Source organism: Thermostichus sp. MS-CIW-34, from assembly GCF_054060435.1.
Map to the genome: position 1 here is coordinate 39,446 of NZ_JBSSDE010000017.1, position 19,313 is coordinate 58,758.

The window sequence follows — 19,313 nt, forward strand, 5'->3', positions numbered from 1 at the left end:
GCCATTCCCCAAGGGCTGTGCCAAGCCCACCCAGACCGTGGCTCATCCTTTGGGCCCGACCTCGCCTGCATTGAATACCCACACTGAATTAAAAGGAGCCTAGCCCGGTTGCAACCGGTAAACAGCACGCTCAAACCTGGGGGATTTGGATCCCGGCCAAAGACAGTGTACACAAAGCTGGCTGAGGGAGAGTGCGCAATAGCGCTGTCAACTGTGGAGTTGTGGGGCTGGATGGGCTGCAGCCTACAGCATTAGCTCCGCCTGCCAATCGACCACTTTTTGGAAGCGAAAAGCGCCCGCCAGGGCTCCCCAAACCTGCTGGTGGGTGATGGGATCCATCCCTCGGTCATGGCTGCAAAACTCGCTCTCGCTCAGGTGCAAGGTGGTCTGCAGATAAGTGGTTTGGCCGTTGCGCACCACGCAACACCGGCACCCCGGCTCCGTCACGCCGACAAAGAGGGATCCCTGCCTCTTCACCTGCACATCACACCCCTCTAGATAGGCTAGGTCGGCAGCCTGCAGTTGACTCAGTTGGTCTGCCCTCTCCCGAGCACAGCCCCGCCACCGCTGCGGCTCCAAAGGGCGATAGTTGCGAATCAGGATCCCAGCGCTTGCCTGAGTCAATTCCACCACCGCCTGCCGATAGGGATCTTCCAAATGGCCACTGTAGGCTTGCTCCACATAAAAGCCGATCCCGCCCAAAACGTGGGCCGGCAAGGGGCGGTAGGCCACCCGGATCTGGGCAAAAAACGGTGGATTTTCCCAGGCTTGCTCTTGGTTGCTGAAGTCTCCTGCAAGCCAACGCGCCATCTGCAGCAGCTCTGGGGAAGGAGTGCGATCCAACCCAATAGGCATAAGCGGGCATCCAGAACTTCTGTAAAAGGTGTGTACCGAAAATCTTAGGGAATCAAGTGTTAAATTATGTATCCTTTATGAGAATGTTCGCTCTGACACTGAAATGGCTCCCTTCCAAGCCGCAAAGCCGCGATTGAGGCTGACATCTTTCTTCACATTGTAAAGCTAGGTCAAGAAACGTTCTCTTTTGTAAAAAACTGCCGCTACGAAAGATAGGGAGCATTGGCCGGGATCCCAGATGGGAAACAGATTGAAAACCGATCTAAGCCTTTTTGCGCGAGGTAAAGCCGATTTACATTTTTTGATTTCATCGCTTCTTGCCTTCGCGGTAGAAAAAGACTGGAAACAAGGCGAGCCAACTTCTTCTCGTCTGCCAGTTGAGGTTGCCAGCAGCGGCTGAGGCTTCTTGTCCAAGTCCGATCCTGTAGATGGTGGCCTGGCTCTGGGGGCGAGCTTCGCTTGCTCATCTTGGTTCTATCGGCTTTGATCCCGTCGGCGGTTCTGTGAGTTAAACAGCACCTCTCGGCACTGGGGATCCAAGCGGTGTTGCATTCCTGGCCGGCAGGTGCTCTCTTGTCCGCTGCAGGGAATGTGGATTCATAACCTCTTTTACTTTCGCTAGGGAGATTCAAAACCATGAACGATGTATTTGGCAAAGTGGTTGCCCAAGCTGACTCCAAAGGCGCTTTTTTGGGGGAGAACGAGTTTGCCGCTCTCCAGCAGGTAATTGCTGAGGGGAACAAGCGTTTGGATGCTGTGAACCGCCTCACCAGCAATGCCTCCAAGATCGTGACCGATGCCATCCGTCAGTTGTTCGCCGAGGAGCCCAATTTGAACGCTCCCGGTGGCCCTGCCTACCCCAGTCGTAACGTAGCCGCCTGTATGCGGGACATGGACATTATTCTCCGCTACATCACCTACGCAGTGGCAGCCGGAGATGCCAGTGTGCTGAACGAGCGCTGCTTGAACGGCCTGCGGGAAACCTATCAAGCCTTGGGCACCCCCGGCAGCTCAGTGGCCAACGGCATCCAAAAGATGAAAAAGGCTGCGGTGGCGGTGGTAAACGACCCCAACGGCATCACCCGGGGTGACTGCAGCGCTCTGATTGCCGAAATCGAATCCTACTTCGATCGCGCTGCCGCTGCTGTGGTTTGATCCCTTGTGGACTGAAGTTTCTGTTGTGTCCGGATCCAGTTATGAAGACCTCTCTGGGATCTAAGACAACTCGGGTTGGCAGGGGATCCCTGGAAAAGTAACCTGTTTTGCAGCGATTTTGCAGTTGAGACTTTGAATCTTTTGCTTTGTTTTTTGCATTGAGCTTGAGTTAAGTAAAGGAGCGTTTTGAATCATGCAAACCCCAATTGTTGACGCCATCGCCACTGCCGACAGCCAAGGGCGCTACCTGAGCAACAGCGAATTGCAGGCCATCAATGGCCGTTTTCAGCGGGCTGCCGCCAGCATGGAAGCCGCCCGAGTTCTGAGCAGCCGTGCCGACGAGCTGGTGCGCGGTGCCACCGAAGCCGTTTACGCCAAGTTCCCCTACACCACCCAACCCGGTGGGCAGTGCCACACCCAAGCTGGCAAGGACAAGTGCGCCCGTGACGTGCGCCACTACCTGCGCTACATCACCTACTGCTTGGTAGCCGGTGGCACCGGTCCTCTGGACGAGTATCAGTTGGCCGGGATCCGCGAAATCAACGCCGCTTTTGAGCTCTCCCCCAGTTGGTTCATCGAAGCCCTGCGCTACATCAAAGCCAACCACGGCCTGACCGGGCAAGCGGCCACCGAGGCCAACACCTACATCGACTACGCCATCAACGCGCTCAGCTAAACCCTTGGCTTGGGATCCCTCTAAAAGGGCGACGCCGGCTAGCCAGTTGGCTCATCCCATAAACCAGGGGGGATGGCGAGGGAAGGTTGTTGAGGGCAACGGTGGTGAGCCTGCTACGTTGCGGAGAGATACGTTTGACCACGTGGGTTTGCGGATCAGTCTCCCCAATAGGAAGGCGCCACTGTTGCTCTTCTGCAGCTTGGGGCTGCCGATTTTTGATTTCTAATTTTAGTTTTCGATTTCTACAGTCGTTTCAGGCTAGGGTGAGACGCCTGGGCTATTGATCGCGCCAGCGGGACGGAGTCCTTGAAAAGCCTTTTGGCCCCCTGCATTATTGCTCCGCAACGCCGACGCGACGACGCAACCAACACTTTAGGTGTGGGTGCAATGTCCTAGCTTGAATCGAAATGACCCTAAACGCAAGCTTGTTCTCAATCTGTGTCCATTCAGTTCAATCGGGGGAATTAGCATGAGTGCAATTACAGCGGCAAGCCGGATGGGGATCCGGGGCATTACGGAGACCACCCCACTGGAGTTGCGCCCCAACGCCAGCCAGGATCAGCTCAATGCGGTGCTGCGGGCCATCTACCGTCAGGTGCTGGGCAACGACCATTTGTTTGGGGCCGATAGGAAGGAGCTAGCCAGTGCGGAATCGCTGCTGCGCCAGGGCAGCCTGACGGTGCGGGAGTTTGTGCGATTGATCGCCAAGTCCGAAGCCTACAAAAAGCGGTTTTTCTACCCCAACTCGCAAACCCGGGCCATCGAGCTCAATTTCAAGCATCTGCTGGGACGCGCTCCCACCAGCCCCAAAGACATCGCCCGCCATTTGGACATCTACCAATCTGGCGGCCACAGCGCGGAGATCGATTCCTACATCGACAGCCCAGAATACCTAGAAGCTTTTGGAGACAACATCGTCCCCTACCCGCGTGGGTTTGAATACCGCAAGGCTCATTCCACCCGCGACTTTACCAATCTCTTCGCTCTCTACGGGGGCTACGCCAACAACGATCGCTCCCAAGGGCCCAGACCCCGTTTGATGATGCCTTTGGCCACCGGGTTTACCCCGGCCATTCGCCGCATTGGGGTGCGGGGCCTGCTGCCGCCCAGCCCCATTTCCAAACACCTGGGGCCGCCAACGGGCCAGTCGGATCGCATGTTCTGTGTGGAAGTGACCCGACTGCTGAATCCGCCTTCGGCGCTGGCCACTTCCAGCCGAGTGCGCAAATCCAACCAGCAGATTTTCGTCTCTGCCGATCAACTGTCGGCAACAATGCAGCGGTTGCTCAAATCGGGCGCCAAGATCGTCAGTGTCCGCAGCGCTTAATCCCTTCTCGGTGTCCTCTCCGTTGTTGATTCCATGACCACTGCTGTTCCTCTGGATCCCAATCCGTCGGTGGATCTCACCCCGGCTGGACAAATCGCCAAGCTGCGCCACGGGGATCCGGGGGAACGCTACTATGCCGCTTGGTGGCTGGGACGCATGCGCATTGCCGAAGGGATCCCGGCCCTGATCGAGGCCCTGGCCGATGAAACGGATCGCACCGCTCAAGGGGGATATCCGCTGCGGCGCAACGCTGCTCGTGCTTTGGGTAAACTGGGATCCCTCGCCGGGATCCCTCCCCTGAAGGCGGCTTTGTCTTGCTCTGATGGCCAAGTGGTGGCAGCGGCTGCCCAGGCGCTGGTTGAGATTGCCCTTGCCAACAACCTCAATAGGGATCCCGACGAAGTGGAAAAGCTGGGATCCGCTTTGCTAGAAGGGCTGCGCTTTGTGGAGCGAGGACTGCAGACGGAAGCCCAGGCCGCCCTAGAGGCCATTATCGAGGCTCTTGGACAACTGCAGGTGACCGCTGCTCTGGAGCCAATCTGTCCCTACCTAGAGCACACTTCCATTCGCTTGCAATGTGCGGCGGCGCGGGCCTGCTATCGTCTCACCGGGGATCCGGCCTTTGCCCAGCGCCTGCTGTCGGTGTTGGATCACGACAACATCCATCTGCGGCGGGCTGCCCTTTTGGATTTGGGGGCCAGTGGCTATTTGCCGGCAGCACAAGCCATTGCGGTGGCGGCGGTGGAGGTCAACCTGAAGCTCCTCGCCCTCAAACAGTTGGTGGAGATCAACCTGGAACAACATCAAAGGATCCCCGGTGCTGAGCTGCAGCAGGTGCTCCGGCTGATCGACGAGCTGCTGTGAGCGGTGGTGCTTCTGGGCCCTTGCTGTTCACATTAGCGGGACGGAGTCCTTTGCAACTGACCTATCAAGGCATTGCCCATGAGTTTGTGCATCCCTCTGCAGCGATTCAAAGCCGTCAGAATCTGTCCGCTCGGCACCAGGGTTGGTCTCCGTGGCTGTAGCACTGCCTCAGTCTTTCCCCCTCACCTATCGAGGTATTGCCCTCGATCCTGGAGCAAGGGCAACAGCAAGGATCCCTGAGGTGCAAGGGAGCCCGGCAGCGGCTGTCTCCTCTCGGAAGCACTTCATGACCTTGGTCGAGGAAACCCATCGGCGGAACCTGCTGCACCGGCTGCAGGAGCGCATCCGTTCTGCTCAAGCCCGTGGGGATGAGCATCTGTTGCAGCAACTGGAACAGGAACGGCAACTGTTGGCCTGACAAGCTCGCTGCCTGCCCAAGGGATCCAGCTAATGCCCGACAATTGCCCAGAAGGGTTCGATATTCCCGATAATGGGAAGCGGCTCCTGGGATTCAAAGAGGGATCCGGGATCAGTTTGTTGTGTTGTTGAGGCAGTGGTTGGGGTGCAGGACACAAGGTAATGGAGGAGTCTGCCACTCAGGAAGAGATCCCTGGGGGATCTCCTTCAGCAGGGCCATCCCGTTCGTTGATGTCGGTGGCGGGCTTGGTGGCCGGGGCGACCTTGCTCAGTAAGGGCATAGGCTTTATTCGCCAAGCTTTGATTGCAGCAGTGTATGGCTCGGGGCCGGAGTACAGCGCCTTCGGGGTAGCCTACATCCTGCCCGGTTTTCTGTTGATTCTGCTGGGAGGGATCAACGGCCCTTTTCACAGCGCCATCGTCAGTGTCCTCAAAAAGCAGCGGGATCGGGACAGGGAGGATGCGGCTGCCTGGCTGGAATCCATTTCCACCTTGGTAGGCTGCCTGCTCCTGCTGGTCAGCTTGGGCCTTTGGTGGGGAGCGGACTGGGTGGTGCGCCTGAATGCGCCGGGAGCCAGCCCCGAAGTCCATGCTCTGGCCGCTGCGCAACTGCGGATCATGGCCCCTTTGGCCTTGCTCTCGGGGTGGATTGGCATCGGCTTTGGAGCGCTGAATGCTGCCGAACACTACGCCTTGCCTGCCCTTAGCCCGCTGATCTCCAGCTTGGCGGTGATCGGGATCCTGGTCACGCTGGGATGGACGGGGATCCCAACTTTGCTGGCCTGGGGCGTGCTCATCGGGGCCATTGCCCAATGGTTGGCCCAAGTTCCGCTCCAGATGCGGTTAGGGCTGGGGCGACCGCGCCTGCGCTTTGAGTGGGGATCCCCGCAGGTACGGGCGGTGGGCTTGCTGATGTTGCCGGCGGTGATCTCCTCCGGGATGATCCACATCAATGTTTATGTGGATCTGTTTTTTGCCTCTTTCGTACCTGGGGATCGCACCATCGGCAACTTGGGATATGCCCAGCTTCTGGTACAAACGCCGCTGGGGATCCTCTCCAACATGGTGCTGGTGCCCTTGATGCCTCTCTATGCCCAGTTGGCAGGGGATGGATCCCGTTGGCCGGAGCTGCGCCAGCGTATCCGCCAAGGGCTGATGCTTACGGCAATTGTGACCCTGCCCCTGTCGATGCTGTTGGTGGCTTTGGCCGAGCCCATTGTCCAAGTGGCCTACCAGCGGGGGCGCTTTACGCCGGAGGTGACACAAGAGGTGGCAGCCCTGCTCATGGCCTATGGTCTGGGGATGACCGGTTACCTGCTGCGGGATGTGCTGGTGCGGATCTTCTATGCCCTGGAGGATGGGGCTACGCCTCTGCGCATCAGCAGCATGGCCATTGGCCTGAATGCCCTACTGGACTTTCTATTTTTGCAGGCTTTTGGAGCGCCGGGCATTGCCCTGGCCACGGCGGGGGTTAATCTGGTGGCGCTGATCGGTTTGGGAATCCGGCTGCACCGGCACCTGCCAGGGATCCCTTGGCAGGAGATGGGACAAGCCCTGCTGCCGTTGCTGGGGAGCACCGTCCTGGCCGGGGGACTGAGCCATTGGCTGTGGACCCAACTGCGCTCCTACGAGATTGTGGGGTCTCCCCTGCTCACCGCCATCATTTGGGCCGGGCTGGCCGCGGGTTTAGGTCTAAGCTTGTTCGCCGCCGGAGCTCTCTACCTGCGGATCCCAGAAGTGGAGTGGGCAGCAGCCCGACTGCGGAAACGGGTAGGACGCTGGGGGAGCCAGTGGGCAAGCCGGAACTAGCTGATGGCTTCCAGGTAATCTCGCACGCGGTTGCGTCGCTTCGGCTGACGCAGCTTCTGCAGGGCTTTGGCCTCAATTTGCCGCACCCGCTCTCGCGACAGATCCAAGGCGCGACCGATTTCCGCCAGCGAATAGGTGCGCCCATCCCCCAAGCCGAAACGCATGCGGATCACATCCCGCTCGCGGCTGGTCAGATCCGAGAGCAACTGCTGTAGATCGCGATGCAGGGCTTCCCGCATCATGGTCTCTTCTGGAGAAATGTCGTCAGTTTCCAGCAAATCCCCCAGTTCGGTGTCCTTGTCTTTGCCCACCTTGGTTTCCAGAGAAACCGAGCGGGGCACCCGTACCAACAGCTCGCGTACTTGAGGCGGCGTCATCTCCAACTCGGAGGCGATGTCTTCGATGGTGGGGGTGCGGCCCTTTTCCTGGGAGAGCTTGCGCTGCGCTTTTTTGATCTTGTTCAGCTTCTCGGTGATGTGAACGGGCAGGCGGATGGTGCGGCTTTGGGTGGCAATGGCACGGGTAATGCCCTGCCGGATCCACCAGTAGGCGTAGGTGCTGAAGCGGTATCCCTTTTTCGGGTCGAACTTTTCCACCGCTCGCTCCAGGCCCAGCGTACCCTCTTGGATCAGATCTAGCAGCTCCAAGCCGCGGTTTTGGTACTTTTTCGCCACCGACACCACCAGGCGCAGGTTGGCCTTGATCATGTGTTCTTTGGCACGCTTGCCAATCCGCTGAATCTGCTGCAGCTTTTCAGGGGTCAGTTGCGCCCACTCGGGGTACTGGTTGGCCTTAGCCACCCATTCCGCAAGAGTGGGATCCCGTCCCAACTCTTTCTGCAAACGCAGACGCAAATCCAAGAGCTTCATGTAGTCTTGGACTTTTTGGGCCAGGGCCACCTCTTCATCGCGCCCCAACAGAGGAACACGACCGATCTCTTGTAAATAGAGGCGCACCAGATCGGTGGAGCGGCGGGTTGGCTCCTCTTCCAGAAACTCGCCATCGGCCAGATCCACCTCTGCTTCTTCGGCAGCCTCGAGGAGATCGGCGGGGCCATCCAACAAAATGTCGTTGAGTTCAGGTTCGTAGTTAGACATGTAGGGTGTTGCTGATGTAGCGACAGGGGTAGGCAGTTCAGTGGGCTGAGAGAGGAATGGTCAGTGATGTGGAGCAAGTTAAGCTTAAGTGTTCCCCAGCGGTAACTTCGCGCCTGCTCAACGCCTTACAGCAGTCAGAGGAAATCATACATTGACCTCTTCCTCAACCCGACCTCCTGCCCATGCCCCATAGGGAAAGGCTGAAGTAGTAGCGGAGGGGTCACACGGAGAGCGTGAGCCCCTTATCATAACTTAATTATAGTTGCATTTCTCAGCCCAGAGACATGAGAGCCAGCGTAGGATCCCCCCAGTTCAACCGTCACCGCCACTGCGAAAAAGCGCATTGCCCTCAGGGTGAACCCAGCAGCTCGTCTTTGGGGGAAGTAACCCATCCATCCTAGAGGGTCTAAACTTCAAAGGTAGCGTGTAAATTGCTTTGCCTATTCCAATCTGTTCGATTCTATTCGATGAACTGTTCCCATTCACCTATCCCACCCAGCTGTGGGGGAGCCAGACTCCCCGAACAGGTCAACCCCCTTCCTCTGGGCGGACTGGGCTCTGCTCAGGCACTTGGGTTGGCCATAGCCCCGCTGACGGGGGAAAAGGTTTCAACCTTGGCGTTGACGACTCTATTGGCCATCGGTCTATTCTTTTTCCTGCGAGCTTCGGGCAAAGATCGCGTTGAGACTCGCGTCTATCTCAGCAGTCGCAGCCTGGAGGAAATGGGATCCGCTCTACGGGAGCACTTGGAAAGGCGTGGCTATCGTCTCCAGTCCGCCGATGCCGAGGGGATCGCCACCTTTGCAGGGCAGGGTCAGGCTAGCGTGGGGCTGGCCCTTTTTTTGACGGGGCTGGCGGGGACGGGACTGGCCTGTTTGGCCTTGGTGCTGCAGACCCTTGAGCCGGGGTGGGGAGCTTGGCCCTGGATGGTGGTGCTGGCTTCTCCTTGGGCGGGTTGGTACTACCGGCAGCGCAACCAACGCCCGGAACAAATCCGCCTGAAACTGCAGGAAGCCGACGAGGACTCCGTCCCGCTCCCCTTCTGTGGACAGCACGGTTCCCCCACAGCACCAACGCGAACGGCCCCTGGATCCCATCTGTGGGTGGAGGGGCATCGGGATGAGCTGGATGGGCTGGCTGCAGCCCTGAGGTTGCAAGAACGGGATCCCGACAGGGGTAGGGGAGTCTAAGGCCAATCGGGAAAGAGAGGCGCTGGGATCAAAGACAGTTGATCCCCAACGGCAGGGTCGGGGATCCCATTGGGAGCGGGCTCTTTTTTGGAGTTCTTTTGGGCGAGGCGGCTTTTCCCTTGGTTTCTCAAGCCCAGGCCGATGCGGCTGTGTTTTTCCACCAAGGCCAGCACCTGTTCGGCTCGCTGGATTACCGGCTGCGGCAGGCCAGCCATGCGCCCCACCTCAATGCCATAGGAGCGATCTGCCCCCCCAGGCTGTACCTGGTGCAGGAAGACAATGCGATCCGGCAGCTCTTTGACCACCACCTGAAAGTTGGCCACGTTGGGCAGCAAGGTCTCCAGTTGGTTGAGCTCGTGGTAGTGGGTGGCAAAGACCGTACGGGCGCGCACCTGAGTGGCCAGGTATTCCGCCACCGCCCAGGCAATGGAAAGGCCATCGAAGGTAGCGGTGCCTCGGCCAATCTCGTCCAGCAGCACCAAGGAGCGCTCGCCGGCGTGGTTGAGGATGTTGGCGGTCTCGTTCATTTCCACCATGAAGGTGGACTGGCCGGTAGCCAGATCGTCCACAGCGCCAATGCGGGTAAATACGCGGTCGCAGAGGCCCAACTCTGCCCGCCGCGCGGGGACAAAGCTGCCCATCTGGGCCAGGATTTGGATGAGCCCAATTTGCCGCAGGTAAGTGGACTTGCCGGACATGTTGGGCCCGGTGAGGACGATCAAATCGGGGCCGTGGGGGGATCCCAGTTGCACCGAATTGGGCACGAAGAGGCCCTGGGGCAGGGATTTTTCCACCACCGGGTGGCGACCCTCCTCGATGATCAGCCGGCGGTCTTCGGTGATTACGGGACGGGTGTATCCCTGCTGCACGGCCACTTCCGCCAGGCCAAACAGGGCATCGACAGCAGCCAGGGTCTGGGCCACTTGGCGGATGGCTTCGGCCCGGGATCCTGCCTCTTGGCGCAACTGCACAAACAGCTCGTATTCCCGCTGGTTGATGTCGGTCTGGGCGGTGAGAATGCGGGCCTCTTTTTCTTTCAGCTCAGGGGTAATGAAGCGCTCTTCGTTAGTCAGGGTTTGCTTGCGGATGTACTCTTTGGGGACTTGGTGGGCCTTGGCGCGGCTGATGCTGAGGTAGTAGCCGAAGGCCTTGTTGAAGCCCACCTTGAGAGTGGGGATCCCGGTGCGGTCGCGCTCGCTTTTTTCCAACTGGGCAACCCACTGGCGGTCTTGCTCCACCTGCTGCCGCAGCCTGTCCAGCTCGGGATCCACGCCGGCTCGGATGAGGCCCCCCTCGGTGAGCACAGGGGGAGGGGAGGGCAGGAGGGTGTGCTCGATGCGTTGGCCCAGCTCAACCAGGGCGGGATCCACCTGTTGCAGGCTTTGCAAGAGGGGAGTCTTGGCTTCCTCCACCAGCTCGGCCAACTGGGGCAGTTTGCCCAAGGAGGATCCCAGGGCCACCAGCTCGCGCGGGTTGGCGGTGCCCGATCCGACGCGGTTGGCCAGCCGCTCCAGGTCGTACAGAGAGTCCAGAAGGGATCCCAGGCGGGCCCGCAGAGAAGGGTTTTCCAAAAGCTCTTGGATGGTGTCTTGGCGAAGGCGAATTTGCTCCGAATCCCGCAAAGGCTGCAGCAACCAGCGCCGCAAAGTGCGCCCCCCCATGGCTGTACGGCTGTGATCCAGCACCCAGAGCAGGGATCCCACAAAAGCCCCCTCTCGGATGGTCTGGGTGAGCTCCAAGTTACGCCGGGTTTGGGCATCCAAGATGAGGTAGTCCGTGAGCTGGTAGGTGCGCGGGGGAGGCAGGAGCGGGTGGCCTCCCTGGGGAGAAGGCTGCAGCAGGGTCTTTGGTGCTACGCACCGCTGAGGCGAATGGGTTTCTTCTAAGTAGTGCAAAAGCCCTCCCGCTGCTCGCACCGCCAGAGGCAATCCCTCACAGCCCAATCCTTCCAGAGAGCGCAGGCCGTAGGTTTGCATGAGGTTCTCCCGCGCCACCGCCAGTTCAAAAGGTTCGGCTGGGCGCAGGGTATAGGCGTATTGGTTGGGGAGACCCAGGGGCTTCTGGGGATCCCCTGGACGGATGAGGCCTAGTCCCAGCCCCTCCTCGGTGGGCAGCAAAACCTCTGCCGGCTGCAGCCGGGCCAGTTCCTGCTCCAGTTGCTCTTGCCCCTCGCTCTGACACACCCAGAACTCGCCGGTGGAGATATCCGCATAGGCTAGGCCCCAGCGGCAGGGAGCCTGCTTCGATCCTTTGAGCCGCACGACGGCTGCCAGGTAGTTGTTTTGCCGCGCCTGCAGCAGCTCCTCTTCGAGGACGGTGCCAGGGGTGATCACCCGCGTCACTTCCCGCCGCACCAAGCCCTTGGCCTGATCTGCCGGCTCCATCTGGTCGCAGACGGCCAGGGCATAGCCTTTGGCCACCAACTGGGCGGCATAGCGGTCAAAGGCGTGGTAAGGGATCCCGCACATGGGCACCCGCCCTATGGCCCCTGCTTCCCGCCCGGTGAGCACCAGCTCCAGCTCCCGCGACACCACTTGCGCATCCTGGAAAAACATCTCGTAGAAATCCCCCAGGCGGTAGAGCAAGATGGCGTGGGGATACTGCCGCTTCAGCTCTACGTAGTGCTGCATCATGGGGGTGAGGAGGGTGGGATCCACCTCTAAGGCATCCCAAGTAGGCTCGGCGGAAGAACTCATGGCATCAAAACGTGGGCAAGCAATGGGCTGAAGGTTCGGAGTCTAGCCAACTCGGGCCGACCAGCTTGGGCCATTCTAGATCCAGGTCTAGATGAAGTTTGAGACGTTTCCCCAGCCCTTCTCCCCTGATTCCCATTTCGCGGTTGGTTGCCATGACCTCGCTCAGGGTAGTTGGATCCCCCCTGAGGTAAGTCTGAATGGCTGGGCAGAGGCGCTGCCCGGTCTTGTCCAAAAGCCCTGAAGCGCAAGAGGGAGAAATTTAGGCACAAGCTATTGAAACTGACTTGCAACATCCAAGAAGCCTTGCTATTCTAGCGACTACGTTTTGTTGAGTTTGACTTTCAATAAAGCTCGGGAGGGAGGCCTGGCCAACTTGGCTGAGTTTTCCATCCCGCCCTTGCGGGCGGAGGGGGTTTCTTGGCCTCAGAAGGCTCTCTTCCTGGGCAAAGCTCGAGAGGTTTTCCCGGTGCTGGTCGATCGCGAGTGTCCGTATACAGAGGTTGAGGGGGGCAGAGGCTGGGGGCAAAGAAAGCGGCTGCTCTCGCCAATCGGTTTGACCTGTTTGCTATTGAGTTTCATTTTCCTAGTACTTTTGGTCTCGATGGCTTTGGGATCCGTTCCCATGACTTTCCCAGAACTCTGGCAAGCCCTGTGGGGGCAGGGGGATCCCATTCGGCAGACGATTGTTTGGCAGTTGCGGCTGCCGCGGGCGCTCTTGGCCCAGTTGCTGGGGGCGGCTCTGGGGATGGCAGGGGCCCTGTTGCAGGGGATGCTGGGCAATGGGCTGGCGGATCCCTACCTGTTGGGCATCTCGGCAGGGGCGGGCCTGGCGGCGGTGGGGCTGCTCACCTTGGGGGAGTGGACGGCTTGGGTGCCTCTGGCCGCTTGGGTGGGCGGGGTGCTGACTACCGTGTTGGTGTACGGGTTGGCGCGTACTCCCTCGGGACTGGCGGTGGAGCGGCTGATCTTGGCGGGGGTGGCCGTCAGCGCCCTGTTTGGGGCCATTAGCTCCACCTTGTTGTTGATGGCAGATGACCGGGTGCAGGTGGCTCTCACCTGGTTGATCGGCAGCTTGAGCGGGCGGGGCTGGCCAGAGGTGCAGGTGGCCGGGGCGTATATCCTGGTCGGCTTGGGATTGGGATGGGGGCAGGCGCGGGCTTTAAACCTGCTGAGCTTGGGGGAAGAGATGGCGGTGAGTTTGGGGATCCCTCTGGCGCGGACGCGGGTGGTGATTGGTCTGGTGGCGGCTTGGCTGGCGGCAACCGCTGTCAGTGTGGGGGGGGTGATCGGCTTTGTCGGTTTGGTGGTGCCCCACATGGTGCGGCAGGGGGTGGGATCCGATTACCGCTGGCTGTTGCCCCTTTCTGCCTTGGCAGGGGCGACCCTGCTGAGCGGTGCCGACATCCTGAGCCGTTTGGGCCCGATAGAGCTGCCGGTGGGGATTGTCACCGCTGTGATGGGGGCTCCCTTTTTCGGCTGGCTGCTGCGGCAGCAGGGGGCGGGGCGATGAGAGAGCCCATCCTGCAGGTCGAGGACTTGAGCGGGGGCTACGGATCCCGGACGGTGGTGCGACAGGTGAGCTTCAGCGTGCAACAGGGGGAATGGCTGAGCATTGTCGGCCCCAATGGTTCGGGCAAATCGACGGTGCTGCGGCTGTTGAGTCGGGTTCTGACTCCCCAAGCTGGGCGCGTGTACCTGGACGGTCGGGATCTGCACACTCAACTCACTCCCCAGCAGGTGGCCCGGCAGTTGGCTCTTTTGCCCCAGCAGCCGAGGATCCCGGCAGGGCTGACGGTGCGGCAATTGGTGAGTCTGGGGCGTTCTCCCCACCAGCCCTGGTGGGCGTGGCAGTTGACGCCGGCGGATCGGCAGCGGGTGGAGTGGGCTCTGGAGCAAGCAGGACTGGGATCCCTGGCGCTGCGGCGGGTGGAAACCCTCTCGGGGGGCGAGCGGCAACGGGCTTTTCTGGCGTTGGCTTTGGTGCAGGAGCCGCAGGTGTTGCTGTTGGATGAGCCCACCACCTTTTTGGATCTGCGCTACCAACTGGAGCTGCTGGAGCTGTTGCAACGGCTGAAGCAGGAGCAGGGGCTGACGGTAGTTACGGTGCTGCACGACCTGAACTTGGCCATTCGCTACAGCGAGCAGATTGCCTTGCTGGGATCCGGCCAGATGCAGGCCCTGGGGTCTCCCTTGGCGGTGTTGACCCCCAGCCGGGTGCGACAGGTGTTTGGCCTGGAGGTGGAGTGGATCTCGACTCCGGTAGGGCCACAGCTTTGCCCCCTGCGCAGCACAGCTCCAGCGGCAGCAAGGCTCCTCTCCCTGCCGGTGTCAGGGTGCTGAGGGAGGGTTTGTCCGGTTTTGCAGTGAATTTTCCCTGTTGTGGATTTCGAGGAGCATGAGAGGTTATGCGCGTGAACGGTCGTTGGTGGCGGGTGGTGAGTTTGGGGTTGAGTTTGGGAGTGGGCTGGGGATCCCTGTCCCAGGCTCAGCCCAATGCCCGGATCCCTGATTCGACAACTCCGCCGCTGTTGGCCCAGGCCACCCCTGCACCGACCACCCTGCCAGAGCAGATTAGGGAGCTGAAGGCGCAAATCGAAGCTGCCCGCCAGCGGGGGGATCAGGCAGAGGTGGAGCGGCTACAGGCCGAGCTTCGGGCTCTCCAGCAGGAAGGCACGCCGATCTTTAACCTGCAACAGGTCACCGTAACCGGTACTCGCACCGAGCGCACCTTGGCCGACTCGCCCGCCAGCATTACCGTCATCGACCGGGAGCGGTTGCGGCGGGAGCTGGTTCAAAACATTCAGGATCTGGTGCGCTACGAGCCGGGGGTGAGCGTGCGGCGCAGCGTTCGCTACGGCCTGCAGGACTTCAACATCCGCGGCCTCGACGCCAACCGGGTGTTGATCCAGGTGGATGGGATCCGCCAGCCGGAGCGATTTTCCTTCGGCCCCTTCACCATTGGCCGGGATACCTTTGAGCTGGAGACCCTGAAAACTGTAGAAATTATCCGCGGCCCCGCCTCCACCCTCTACGGCAGCGACGCGCTGGGGGGTGTGGTGACCTATACCACCCTGGATCCAGCCGATCTGCTGGGGGAACGGGACAGCCATGTGGGCCTGTCCAGCCAGTACGACAGCAAAAACCAAGGGTACGTCAACACCCTCAGCTTGGCGGGTCGGCAGGATAACTTAGAGGCCCTGCTCATCTACACTCGCCGCGACGCCAGAGAGCCGGATATCCAGGCGGATCCCAGTTTCAAGGATCGGCAGACGGTGGAGGGAGACAATGTTCTGGCCAAGCTGGTCTATCGCTTCAGTCCCTTTGACAGCCTCACCCTGACGGCGGAATACTTCCACAACCGCACCACCACCACCTTTTCGCCCCGCAACCTGGATCCCGGCATCCGCCTTTTCAGGGAGACCATTGAGACCGAGCGCAGCCGCCTCAGCTTGGAATATCGCTACGCCAACCCCGATACCCCCGCTTTTGAGCTGGCCACCGTCCAGATCTACTACCAGCCGGCCCGCACCCAGGAGCCCAGCGTGGAAGAACGCACCCTCACGGTACAAGGTCGGCCCGTGCCCGTGCGCCGGGATACCTTCAACGAGCTGGTCAGCAACATTCTGGGAGCCAGCGTGCAGGCCCAGAGCCGCTTTCAAACCGGGGACATCTCCCACCGCTTGGTGTATGGAATGGAGATCTCCACCACCCGCAACGAACGTCCCCGCAACCGCTTCCAAACCAACCTGCTGACCGGAGCGGTAACCCAAAACATCCCCCCGGACACTTTTCCCACCAAAGATTTTCCCGACTCCGATACCGTGCGCTTTGGGCTGTATTTGCAAGATGAGATCGACTTTGGGGGCGGCAACTTTACCCTCATCCCCGGCATCCGCTACGACACCTACCGCCTCACCCCCAGCCCTGACGAAGCCTTCTTGAAAAGTGGGGCAGAAGCCGCCAGCCTGTTTGCCGATGCCATTTCTCCCAAGGTGGGCCTGGTGTGGAGGATTAATCCCAACCTCACCTTTACGGCCCAGTACAACACCGGTTTTCGGGCCCCTCAGTACAACGAAATCAACAGCGGCTTCACCAACCTGGTCAGCCCCTTCTTCCGCTACCGCACCCTTTCCAATCCCAACTTGCGACCGGAAACCAGCCAAGGCTTTGAAGTGGGGTTGCGGGGGATCTACCCCCAGGCCAGCTTTAGCTTGGCCGCCTACTACAACACCTACAACGACTTTATCGAGGCTTTCCGGGAGGTGGGATCCGAGCCTTCACCCCCCGGCCCGCCAGGGAGCCCGCCACCTCCACCGGTGACTCTCTTTCAGAGCCAGAACGTCAGTCGGGCCCGCATCTATGGTGTAGAAGCCACCGGGCAGTACTTCTTCAGCCCCGATTTGACCGGCTGGAGCCTCAATGGCAGCTTTGCCTGGGCGGTGGGGGATAACCTCACCGAAAACAAACCCCTCCTTTCCATTGAGCCACTGACGGCAGTACTGGGACTGCACTACGACGATCCCAGCCAGATCTGGGGAGCCAGGTTGGTGGCCACGCTGGTGGCGGATCCCCGCGACCCGCAACGGGAGGTAGTGCAACCGAACCCCAACGCTCCACCTCAAATTCCGTTTGTGCCCAAGGGCTACACCGTGGTGGATCTGCTGGGCTACTACAACCTGGACGACAACTGGCAATTGAATTTCGGGGTGTTCAATCTCTTTGATGAAAAGTATTTTCTCTACTCCGAAACCCGCTCTCTCTTTGTCGGCCCTGAAGTGGAACGGCGGGCCCAGCCGGGACGGCATGCTGCGCTCAGTTTTTCCACCCGGTTTTAGGGGCCAAGACCTGAGGCCGTGTTTACTCTGGATCCTGCTCTAACCGATGCTTGCCGAGCCACCTGCCCGCACCCCCAAGGGATCCCTCTCTCTTCTTCGGAAGTCCTGTCCCCAGCTTTTGTGGCGACTGCAGGGGTGGTATTGGCAGCAGGCGGGCATGGCCTGGGAGGCGGGGCTGGCTTGGTTGGCGTTGTGGCTTTGGGCTGGCGCAAGAGAGAGCGGCTGGCTGGAGTGTGCCGAGGAGCTGCTGCAAGAGGCTTGGGTGGCCGGCTATAGCTGGGCTGCCCTCTGGACAGCTTGCCAGGAGGGGGAAGATCCGCCGGGGACCGTCCTCCACCTGCGAGCCAGGGATCCCCGACCGCTGCGCCGGGAGGGGTTGATTTCCCTCCTCTTGCACCTGATGGCGCTGCTGGGGCTGGCTTGGTGGGGATCCCGGCCTTTATCAGACGCAGAACTCCGGATCCCAGTCACGCTTTTGCTGGAGGATCCCGAGCCACAGTTGCTCGAACCGGATTCAGAATCCATAGAATCTCTCCCACCAGAGCCAACAGCAGAGCCGCCCGGCCCGGCCCCGGAATCGCCCCCTGCAGACGATCTATCCCCACCGGAGCCTGTGCCCCAAGAGATCGAGATGCCAGCCATCCCGGAGGCTGAATCTTTGCTGGCCCTGCAAACTCCGACCCCTACGCCTCCACCGACCCCTACACCCATTCCCACGGCAAAGCCAGAACCCACCCCTACTCCTCCACTGACCCCATTACCGACAGCCACCCCGCAACCCACTCCTCCGCCACAACAGCCCACCCCAACTCCGGCGGTTACCCCCACCTTTACAGCGACTCCACTCACCTCCGCCCCGGTTACCTCAAGCACCCCTCTGCCCCGCTTTACCCCCTTGATCCAAGGGATCCGTTCCAGCGTAAAGACTGCCGCCGCTCCGCCTTCCCCCGGCAGCGAGAGCAGATTGGGGCCAAGGGATCCTGAAACTGGGACACCTGGCGGTATAGGTGCAGCCCAACCCCATTCCTCTGCCCCAACACCTGCCACCCCCAGTTCCTCCCCACCGACAGTGGCTGCCAACCCCCAGCCGGACATCCTGGCCCGCCCGATCCCCGGTCGCAATCCTCCGCCCCCCTACCCTCCTCAAGCTCGCCGTCTCGGCCAACAGGGGCAGGTGCTGCTGCGGGCCAAGGTCAATGCCCAGGGGCAGGTGCAGCAGGTGGAGATCGCCTCTTCCAGTGGGTTTCCCGCCCTGGATAGGGCAGCGCAGGAGGCGGTGCAGCGGTGGGAATTCAGCCCGGCCTTGAGAAACAACGCCCCCATCGAGTCTTGGGTGGTGGTGCCCATCCAGTTCACCCTCAATTGATTGCTGTTTGGGAATTGTTTTGGAGATTGTCTATGCTGTCTCGTCTTTCTCGCCGTCAACTGTTCGCCTTTGGTCTGGCCAGCGTGGGGGCCTGGGGAATGGGGCGTTTGGCCCAAGCCCAAGGTCGGATCCCTCAGGAGCCACTCCTGTCAGCGAGACAGAGTCCTTTTCGTCGGGTAGCCAGCCTCACCACCTTGACTGCCGATATCCTCTATCGCTTGGCCCCCGATAGGTTGGTGGGGATCCCTGCCGGTCGTTTGTTGGAGGAGGATCCCCGCTTCCAAGGCTTGACCCGCCTGGGGCTGGGCAACCAACCCAACCTGGAGCAGCTTGTGGCCCTACAACCGGACTGGGTGGTGGGGGCCAGTGGCTTTCACGAGGCTCTGGCAGAACGGCTGCAGGAGCTGGGGATCCCCACCTACCTCACCCGCGTGGACAGTTGGGCTGCTTTGGAAGAGACGATTGCCACCCTGGCTGCTGCTTTGGGGGCGGATCCCGATCCCTTGCTGCGGCAGTATGGATCCCTTTTGCCCCAGGAACTGCCCCGCGTTCGACCCAAAACCTTGCTCTTGGTGGGCACCCAGCCGATTCTTTCTCCCAACCGGCAAAGCTGGGCCGGGGATCTGCTGGAACGCTTTGGCGCGGACAATCTCACCGCTACCTTGCAAAGCCAAGGGCCTTTTCGGGGCTACGTCACCCTTTCGGCAGAGCGCATCCTGGAAGCCAACCCAGAAGTTCTGCTGGTGGTCAACCCGGAGGCGGCGGATCCCTTGGCGTTTTTCCGTTCCCGCCCCTTTTGGAATCGGTTGCAAGCCGTCCAAACTGGGAAAGTTTATGGATTTGACTACTACGGCTTGGTCAATCCCGGTAGCTTGGAGAAAATTAGAGTTGCCTGCGAGCAGTTAGCCCGCATTTTTTGAACGGACTTGGAGTGTCTGATACATTTACGCTGAACACTGCTGAACATCACTGTTCAACTATGCAGCGATAGCATTCTGTTTGTTTCCAACCAGAATGGCGGTATCC

16 protein-coding genes are annotated in these 19,313 nt (G+C 60.3%); 13 read left to right on the top strand and 3 right to left on the bottom strand.

What is annotated here, in order from left to right; translation table 11 throughout:
* Window positions 1–243 precede the first annotated feature (243 nt).
* A complete protein-coding gene (locus ACVWYY_RS07740) occupies window positions 244–855 on the bottom strand; it encodes a chromophore lyase CpcT/CpeT (protein WP_457440114.1) in 612 nt (203 codons plus the stop codon).
* 238 nt (window positions 856–1,093) lie between these two features.
* Between ACVWYY_RS07740 and ACVWYY_RS07745 the strand changes: the two genes are divergently transcribed.
* The 7 genes from ACVWYY_RS07745 (at window position 1,094) to murJ (ending at window position 7,103) form a co-directional block, all read left to right on the top strand.
* The gene (locus tag ACVWYY_RS07745; RefSeq protein WP_187147243.1) at window positions 1,094–1,255 is read left to right on the top strand and encodes a hypothetical protein; all 162 of its coding nucleotides are present in this window, start codon (window positions 1,094–1,096) and stop codon (window positions 1,253–1,255) included.
* Between the two features lie 236 nt (window positions 1,256–1,491).
* Window positions 1,492–2,010 carry a globin family protein gene (locus tag ACVWYY_RS07750; protein ID WP_011434282.1) on the top strand — a complete coding sequence of 173 codons (519 nt, stop codon included), beginning with the start codon at window positions 1,492–1,494 and terminating at the stop codon, window positions 2,008–2,010.
* Window positions 2,011–2,203: 193 nt separating this feature from the next.
* Window positions 2,204–2,686: a globin family protein gene (locus tag ACVWYY_RS07755; RefSeq protein WP_011434281.1), complete on the top strand. Its 483-nt coding sequence runs from the start codon at window positions 2,204–2,206 to the stop codon at window positions 2,684–2,686.
* Between the two features lie 469 nt (window positions 2,687–3,155).
* Window positions 3,156–4,013: a phycobilisome rod-core linker polypeptide gene (locus ACVWYY_RS07760; RefSeq protein ID WP_011434279.1), complete on the top strand. Its 858-nt coding sequence runs from the start codon at window positions 3,156–3,158 to the stop codon at window positions 4,011–4,013.
* A 33-nt stretch (window positions 4,014–4,046) separates the two neighbouring features.
* A complete protein-coding gene (locus tag ACVWYY_RS07765; RefSeq protein WP_457440116.1) occupies window positions 4,047–4,877 on the top strand; it encodes a HEAT repeat domain-containing protein in 831 nt (276 codons plus the stop codon).
* A 151-nt stretch (window positions 4,878–5,028) separates the two neighbouring features.
* Complete coding sequence (locus ACVWYY_RS07770) at window positions 5,029–5,295, top strand: hypothetical protein (RefSeq protein ID WP_457403902.1); 267 nt, start codon at window positions 5,029–5,031, stop codon at window positions 5,293–5,295.
* A 161-nt stretch (window positions 5,296–5,456) separates the two neighbouring features.
* Window positions 5,457–7,103, top strand: a complete 1,647-nt coding sequence (gene murJ, locus ACVWYY_RS07775; protein ID WP_457403903.1) for a murein biosynthesis integral membrane protein MurJ — start codon at window positions 5,457–5,459, stop codon at window positions 7,101–7,103.
* On the opposite strand, the gene sigC is transcribed toward murJ, so the two are convergent.
* A complete protein-coding gene (gene sigC / locus ACVWYY_RS07780; RefSeq protein ID WP_011434275.1) occupies window positions 7,100–8,200 on the bottom strand; it encodes an RNA polymerase sigma factor SigC in 1,101 nt (366 codons plus the stop codon). The two genes, murJ and sigC, sit on opposite strands and share 4 nt — an antisense overlap.
* Window positions 8,201–8,814: 614 nt before the next feature.
* Here sigC and ACVWYY_RS07785 point away from each other — a divergent pair.
* Window positions 8,815–9,390 carry a cofactor assembly of complex C subunit B gene (locus tag ACVWYY_RS07785; RefSeq protein WP_457440118.1) on the top strand — a complete coding sequence of 192 codons (576 nt, stop codon included), beginning with the start codon at window positions 8,815–8,817 and terminating at the stop codon, window positions 9,388–9,390.
* Here the strand turns inward: ACVWYY_RS07785 and mutS are convergent.
* Entirely contained in the window at window positions 9,387–12,086 is a 2,700-nt protein-coding gene (mutS, locus tag ACVWYY_RS07790; protein WP_457440121.1) for a DNA mismatch repair protein MutS, read from the bottom strand. The genes ACVWYY_RS07785 and mutS overlap by 4 nt on opposite strands.
* A gap of 466 nt (window positions 12,087–12,552) precedes the next feature.
* Between mutS and ACVWYY_RS07795 the strand changes: the two genes are divergently transcribed.
* The 5 genes from ACVWYY_RS07795 to ACVWYY_RS07815 all read left to right on the top strand — a co-directional run bounded on the left by ACVWYY_RS07795 (window position 12,553) and on the right by ACVWYY_RS07815 (window position 19,207).
* On the top strand, window positions 12,553–13,596 hold the full coding sequence (locus ACVWYY_RS07795; RefSeq protein WP_457440129.1) for a FecCD family ABC transporter permease: 1,044 nt from the start codon (window positions 12,553–12,555) through the stop codon (window positions 13,594–13,596).
* On the top strand, window positions 13,593–14,426 hold the full coding sequence (locus tag ACVWYY_RS07800) for an ABC transporter ATP-binding protein (RefSeq protein ID WP_457405093.1): 834 nt from the start codon (window positions 13,593–13,595) through the stop codon (window positions 14,424–14,426). Before ACVWYY_RS07795 ends, ACVWYY_RS07800 begins: the two co-directional genes overlap by 4 nt.
* A gap of 65 nt (window positions 14,427–14,491) precedes the next feature.
* A complete protein-coding gene (locus ACVWYY_RS07805; protein ID WP_457440123.1) occupies window positions 14,492–16,921 on the top strand; it encodes a TonB-dependent hemoglobin/transferrin/lactoferrin family receptor in 2,430 nt (809 codons plus the stop codon).
* 46 nt (window positions 16,922–16,967) lie between these two features.
* Entirely contained in the window at window positions 16,968–18,287 is a 1,320-nt protein-coding gene (locus tag ACVWYY_RS07810; protein WP_457440126.1) for an energy transducer TonB, read from the top strand.
* 32 nt (window positions 18,288–18,319) lie between these two features.
* Window positions 18,320–19,207, top strand: a complete 888-nt coding sequence (locus ACVWYY_RS07815) for an ABC transporter substrate-binding protein (protein ID WP_011434267.1) — start codon at window positions 18,320–18,322, stop codon at window positions 19,205–19,207.
* The last annotated feature ends 106 nt before the right edge of the window (window positions 19,208–19,313 follow it).